At 44.0% G+C, this 6,531-nt stretch carries 8 protein-coding genes and 1 pseudogene; all 9 read left to right on the top strand.

Translation table 11 applies throughout. The annotated features are described in order from the left end of the window. Positions 1-10 precede the first annotated feature (10 nt). Positions 11-910, top strand: coding sequence for a ParB/RepB/Spo0J family partition protein (locus Q0V26_RS17585; protein ID WP_297486246.1), 900 nt, complete (start codon positions 11-13; stop codon positions 908-910). Positions 911-1,086: 176 nt separating this feature from the next. Beyond that, positions 1,087-1,476, top strand: coding sequence for a F0F1 ATP synthase subunit I (locus Q0V26_RS17590; RefSeq protein ID WP_297486262.1), 390 nt, complete (start codon positions 1,087-1,089; stop codon positions 1,474-1,476). Between the two features lie 8 nt (positions 1,477-1,484). Continuing rightward, on the top strand, positions 1,485-2,288 hold the full coding sequence (gene atpB, locus Q0V26_RS17595) for a F0F1 ATP synthase subunit A (RefSeq protein WP_297486247.1): 804 nt from the start codon (positions 1,485-1,487) through the stop codon (positions 2,286-2,288). Between the two features lie 66 nt (positions 2,289-2,354). Next, positions 2,355-2,612, top strand: coding sequence for a F0F1 ATP synthase subunit C (atpE, locus tag Q0V26_RS17600; protein ID WP_012551447.1), 258 nt, complete (start codon positions 2,355-2,357; stop codon positions 2,610-2,612). Between the two features lie 82 nt (positions 2,613-2,694). Then, the gene (atpF, locus tag Q0V26_RS17605) at positions 2,695-3,165 is read left to right on the top strand and encodes a F0F1 ATP synthase subunit B (RefSeq protein ID WP_080159059.1); all 471 of its coding nucleotides are present in this window, start codon (positions 2,695-2,697) and stop codon (positions 3,163-3,165) included. Between the two features lie 16 nt (positions 3,166-3,181). Next, entirely contained in the window at positions 3,182-3,715 is a 534-nt protein-coding gene (atpH, locus tag Q0V26_RS17610; protein WP_080176182.1) for a F0F1 ATP synthase subunit delta, read from the top strand. A 16-nt stretch (positions 3,716-3,731) separates the two neighbouring features. Beyond that, the gene (gene atpA / locus Q0V26_RS17615) at positions 3,732-5,273 is read left to right on the top strand and encodes a F0F1 ATP synthase subunit alpha (protein ID WP_297486257.1); all 1,542 of its coding nucleotides are present in this window, start codon (positions 3,732-3,734) and stop codon (positions 5,271-5,273) included. A 45-nt stretch (positions 5,274-5,318) separates the two neighbouring features. Further along, positions 5,319-6,185 carry a F0F1 ATP synthase subunit gamma gene (gene atpG / locus Q0V26_RS17620; protein ID WP_297486260.1) on the top strand — a complete coding sequence of 289 codons (867 nt, stop codon included), beginning with the start codon at positions 5,319-5,321 and terminating at the stop codon, positions 6,183-6,185. A gap of 32 nt (positions 6,186-6,217) precedes the next feature. Continuing rightward, positions 6,218-6,531 (top strand): annotated as a pseudogene (locus tag Q0V26_RS17625) (F0F1 ATP synthase subunit beta); the annotation flags it as partial.

Genomic DNA, 6,531 nt, shown 5'->3' on the forward strand with positions numbered 1-6,531 from the left:
AAGGTTTTCCATGAATTTCAATAAACGAGGCTTGGGCAAAGGCCTTGATGCCCTATTAGCCACCAGCAATGTTGCTCAAGCTAAAAAACAGCAAAGTGATGACAATGCATCACAACAGGCTGCCGTTGATGGTGAATTACGCCAGATTGCAGTTACCGCACTTAAATCAGGTCAATATCAGCCTCGTAAAGCAATGGCTGCTGATGCGTTAACAGAATTAGCGGATTCGATTCGTGCTCAAGGGGTGATTCAACCGATTGTTGTACGTCGTATTGATAGCCAAAGTTATGAAATTATAGCGGGTGAGCGTCGTTGGCAAGCAGCTCGTCAAGCGGGACTGCAGGTTGTTCCCTGTATTATTAAGAATGTTGATGATCGTGCTACGGTGGCGATTGCGTTGATTGAAAATATTCAACGTGAAGATCTTAATGCGATTGAAGAAGCGCGTGCTTTAGAACGTTTACAGCACGAGTTTTCATTAACTCATCAACAAGTTGCCGATGCGGTGGGTAAATCTCGTGCCGCGGTTTCTAATTTATTGCGATTGAACCAATTATCTGATGCTGTCAAACAATTGGTTGAGCAAAAACAACTAGAAATGGGTCACGCAAGGGCTTTATTGGCCTTAGATGAGCAACAACAGTTAGCTGCAGCACAAATTATCATCAATAAGTTGTTAACTGTGCGTGAGGCTGAAAAGCTAGTAAAAACATTATTAAATCCAACTGAAACGCCTGCGAAGTTAGCACCTCAACCTCAAACGGTGGCATTGCAACTAAGTTTGAGCGAGCGTTTTGGTACTAAAGTTGCCGTAAACCAAAATAAAAATGGTAAAGGCAAAATTGTTATTAATTTTGACCAACAAGATAAACTAACGCAAATCCTTGCAATGCTTGGTCACGATTTGTGATCTAGTCGCGGGAATTTTTAATTCAAGCATTATGTGAAAGTTGTTGGGTTATTTTGTTGTAAAATATAAATGTTTTTTTGCTGCAATAAGATTGCATTCAATCTATTCAGCCGTATAATTTTCGCTGTATTTCCCCTGCACTCATGTGTCGTGGAATGGACTCGAGGAACGAATACATGGTATCGGCGCTAGTGAAACCGGGACGCCAATTGGCAAAGCGGTTGCTGTTACTACAATCTGGCGTCGTAGTAGTTACGGCATTAACGGCAGTTTTCGCTGTCAATATTGACTGGGGAATCTCTGCACTTATCGGTGGTGGTATTTTTATAATTGCCAATACCGTGTTTGCTATGTGTGCGTTTATGTACAGTGGTGCCAGGAAGGCACGATTAGTCATGGCGTCATTTTATGGCGGAGAAGTGCTTAAAATCCTCATTACAGTCATCCTTTTTGCCGCAGCTTACCTGTATAAAGGGGTGGAACTTGTTCCCCTCCAACTAACCTATTTGCTGGTCCTTGGTATTAATATTTTTGGACCGGTTTTATTCATTAACAACAACAAATAGGATGAGTTATGGCTGCGCCAGGTGAAGCGCTAACGCCGTCAAGCTACATCACCCACCACTTAACGAACTTATCGACTGATAAGCTTGGTTTAGCGAGTGAAGGTAGTTTCTGGACGGTAAATATCGACAGCCTTATTTTTTCTGTCTTAACCGGATTATTCTTTTTATGGGTATTTCGTAAGGTAGCAAAGCAGGCGTCATCAGGAGTTCCAAGTAAGTTACAATGTTTTGTGGAAATGGTGGTTGAATTCGTTGATACCAACGTTAAAGATACTTTCCATGGTCGCAATCCACTTGTTGCTCCGTTAGCACTAACCATTTTCTGTTGGATTTTACTGATGAACATCATGGACCTTGTGCCTATTGATTTTCTTCCGTATGCCGCACAAAGTGTTGGAATTCCTTATTTGAAAGTGGTTCCAAGTGCTGACGTTAACATCACTATGGCAATGGCGTTAGGTGTATTCGCATTGATGATTTACTACAGCATCAAAGTGAAAGGTCTACTCGGCTTTGCAAAAGAACTGGCTCTTCACCCGTTCAATCACCCAGTAATGATTCCATTTAACTTACTACTTGAAGTGGTATCGCTGATTGCGAAGCCAATTTCTTTAGGTATGCGATTATTCGGTAACATGTTTGCTGGTGAAGTGGTGTTTATCCTTATTGCGGCGTTGATGCCGTGGTGGGCTCAATGGCTAGGCTCGGTACCGTGGGCTATTTTCCACATCCTGGTCATTACAATTCAAGCATTCGTATTCATGATGTTAACTATTGTGTACCTGTCTCAGGCACATGAAGACAATCATTAACGATTATTTGTAAATTTTAGATTTTTTATTGGCACTTTAGCCGACAACTATAAACTGGAGATAGTGATGGAAACTTTACTAAGCTTTTCTGCAATTGCCGTGGGCATTATTGTAGGTCTTGCTTCCCTTGGTACAGCGATCGGCTTCGCAATTCTTGGTGGTAAATTCCTTGAAGGCGCTGCACGTCAACCTGAAATGGCGCCAATGCTGCAAGTTAAGATGTTCATCATCGCAGGTCTATTGGATGCCGTTCCAATGATCGGTATCGTAATCGCGTTGCTATTCACATTCGCAAACCCATTTGTTGGCCAATTAGCTGGCTAATAAACCGCTGTGATCAGCCTTTCTCAAGAAGGCTGACTCCAGAGTAAATGGACCCTAGCAACCCTTTTTAAGGAGATGCGTTGTGAATATGAATGCAACTTTGCTGGGTCAGGCTATCGCTTTCTTCTTCTTTGTCGTGTTCTGCATGAAATATGTATGGCCGCCAATTATGGAAGCGATTGAAGAACGTCAGAAAAAAATTGCTGACGGTTTGGCAGCAGCAGATCGCGCTGCCAAAGACCTGAACCTTGCACAAGCTAATGCTTCTGATCAATTGAAAGAAGCGAAACGCGCCGCGAGTGAGCTGATTGAACAGGCAAATAAGCGTAAAGCTCAAATTGTCGACGATGCGAAAATTGAAGCCCAAGCTGAGCGTGAGAAGATTCTTGCTCAAGGTCTGGCTGAAATTGAAGCTGAACGTAATCGTGCTCGTGATGAGTTAAGAAAACAAGTTGCAACTCTAGCTGTGATTGGCGCTGAGAAGATCATTGGTCGCTCCATCGATATGGAAGCGCAAACTGATATTCTTAACGAACTCACTGCAGAACTGTAATTAAAGGGGCAAGCACATGTCGGATATGACTACTATCGCACGCCCCTACGCTAAAGCAGCATTTGACTTTGCGGTCGAGAAAGGCGAACTAGCACAGTGGGCAGAAATGCTAACTTTTGCTGGCGCTGTGGCAACCAATGACACTATGCAAGATATTCTTGATAGTGGCTATGCCGCTGACAAGCTCGCTGAAATTTTTGTTTCAGTGTGCGGTGAGCAACTCGACGAATTCGGCCATAACTTAATTAAAGTGATGGCTGTAAATGGACGCCTCAATGCGCTACCTGATGTCTGTGGTGAATTCATGCTAATGAAACATGAGCATGAAAAAACTATCGAAGCTATGGTGATCTCTGCCATTGCTCTTGATGAAAGCCAGTTAGATGCGATCAGCGCCAAACTTGAGCAGCGTTTAGCACGTAAAGTGATGTTGACCTGCAGTGTAGACGAGACCCTGATTGCTGGGGTCGTAATTAGAGCTGGAGACCTTGTTATCGATAACTCTGTACGGGGAAAATTGAACCGTCTGAGCGATACTTTGCTGTCTTGATTTGGGGAATTGGAGCATGCAACTTAATTCCACGGAAATTAGCGCACTGATCAAACAACGTATTGAAAACTTCAATGTTGTAAGTGAAGCGCGTAACGAAGGTACTATCGTTTCTGTAAGCGATGGTATTATTCGAATCCATGGCCTTGCTGACGTAATGCAAGGTGAAATGATTGAACTACCTGGCGGTCTGTTCGCTTTAGCACTTAACCTTGAGCGAGACTCTGTTGGTGCGGTAGTTATGGGTCCTTATGCTTCGCTACAAGAAGGCATGAAGGTAACGGGTACTGGTCGTATTCTTGAAGTACCTGTTGGCCCGGCACTACTTGGGCGTGTTGTTAACACCCTAGGTCAGCCTATTGATGGTAAAGGTTCAATTGAAACAGAGACATTCTCTCCTGTTGAAGTAATTGCACCGGGTGTAATCGATCGTAAATCTGTTGATCAACCAGTACAAACTGGTTACAAAGCAGTGGATGCGATGATTCCTATCGGTCGTGGTCAGCGTGAGCTGATTATCGGTGACCGTCAAACGGGTAAAACCGCGATGGCTATCGATGCCATCATCAACCAGAAAAATTCTGGTATCTACTCTGTGTATGTGGCTATTGGCCAGAAAGCTTCAACGATTGCGAACGTGGTTCGTAAACTTGAAGAGCACGGCGCATTGGAAAACACCATTGTTGTGGTTGCATCTGCTTCTGAAGCGGCAGCATTACAATACCTTGCACCTTACTCAGGTTGTGCAATGGGTGAATATTTCCGTGACCGTGGCGAAGATGCACTGATCGTATACGATGACTTGTCTAAACAAGCCGTTGCTTATCGTCAAATCTCACTATTGCTAAAACGCCCACCGGGTCGTGAAGCATTCCCAGGTGATGTTTTCTACCTTCACTCTCGTCTTCTTGAGCGTGCATCACGTGTTAGTGCGCACTATGTTGAGAAATTTACGAACGGTGAAGTGACAGGTAAAACAGGTTCTTTAACCGCGTTACCTATCATTGAAACCCAAGCTGGTGACGTGTCGGCATTCGTACCGACTAACGTTATCTCTATCACCGATGGTCAAATCTTCCTACAAACAGAACTGTTCAATGCGGGTATTCGTCCTGCGGTTGATCCAGGTATTTCTGTATCGCGTGTAGGTGGTGCTGCCCAAACTAAAGTTATCAAGAAGCTTTCTGGTGGTATTCGTACAGCCCTAGCACAGTACCGTGAACTAGCAGCGTTTGCTCAGTTCTCGTCAGACCTTGATGATGCAACCAAGAAGCAACTTGATCACGGCCAAAAAGTGACTGAGTTGATGAAGCAAAAGCAATACTCGCCAATGTCTGTATTTGAGCAAGCTATTGTTATTTTTGCTGCCGAAAAAGGTTTCTTAGGCGATGTTGAAATTGCCAAACTAGCTGATTTCGAAGCTGCGTTGCTTTCATTTGCCAAAGGTCAATTTGCTGAGTTAGTAGCTCAAATTGATAAAACGGGTGCTTACAACGATGAGATCGAAGCGCAGTTCTCGAAACTGCTGCAAGATTTCAAAGCGACCCAAACTTGGTAATTGGTAGGTGATCGCTTAGCGATCACCTTCTAACGGAGAGTGACGATGGCCAGCGCAAAAGAGATTCGTAACAAGATCGGCAGTGTTCAAAATACACAGAAGATCACCAAAGCGATGGAAATGGTGGCTGCTTCAAAAATGCGTAAAACGCAAGAAGCGATGGAGTCATCACGTCCATATGCACAAACTATGCGCAAAGTGATCGGTCACCTCGCCCTTGGTAGCCTTGAGTATAAACATCCTTATCTCGAAGAGCGTGAAGCCAAGCGCGTCGGTTACATCATTGTTTCTACTGACCGTGGTCTGTGTGGTGGTTTGAATATTAACTTGTTCAAACAAGCCATTAATAATGTTCAGACTTGGACTGAAAAAGGTGCGGAAGTTGATCTTGCGCTAATTGGTGCGAAAGCAACAGCCTTTTTTAACAACTACGGCGGTAACGTAACGGCTCAGGTTTCAGGCCTTGGTGATTCACCAACGGTTGACGAGCTGATCGGTACAGTTGGCGTAATGCTAAAGAAATATGATGAAGGTCAATTAGATCGTTTGTATCTGGTATACAACAAGTTTGTAAATACCATGGTGCAACAACCGGTGATTGATCAATTGTTGCCTTTGCCTAAGTCAGAAGACGAAGAGATGCAGCGCAATCATTCTTGGGATTATATTTATGAGCCCGAGCCTAAACCTCTACTTGATGCTTTATTGGTTCGCTATGTTGAATCACAAGTGTATCAAGGGGTGGTTGAAAACCTTGCCAGTGAGCAAGCGGCACGAATGGTAGCAATGAAAGCTGCAACAGATAATGCAGGTGATCTTATCGATGACTTGCAACTTGTGTACAACAAAGCCCGTCAGGCAGCGATCACACAAGAATTATCAGAAATCGTTTCTGGTGCATCTGCTGTTTAAGGCAAAGAATTAATAAGTTTAGAGGATTAACGATGGCTACAGGTAAGATCGTCCAGATCATTGGTGCAGTAGTCGACGTAGAGTTTCCACAGGACTCTGTACCCAAAGTATATGATGCCCTACATGTTGATGCGAAAGAAAAAGGTACGTTAGTACTGGAAGTTCAGCAGCAACTTGGTGGCGGTGTTGTGCGTGGTATCGCAATGGGTACTTCTGATGGCTTACGTCGTGGTTTGTCTGTAGAAAATACAGGCCGCCCTATTGAAGTACCAGTGGGTACGGCAACACTAGGACGTATCATGAACGTTCTAGGTCAACCCATTGATGAGTGTGGTGAAATCGGTGA

The sequence above is a fragment of the uncultured Photobacterium sp. genome, assembly GCF_947039875.1.
Taxonomy (GTDB): domain Bacteria; phylum Pseudomonadota; class Gammaproteobacteria; order Enterobacterales; family Vibrionaceae; genus Photobacterium.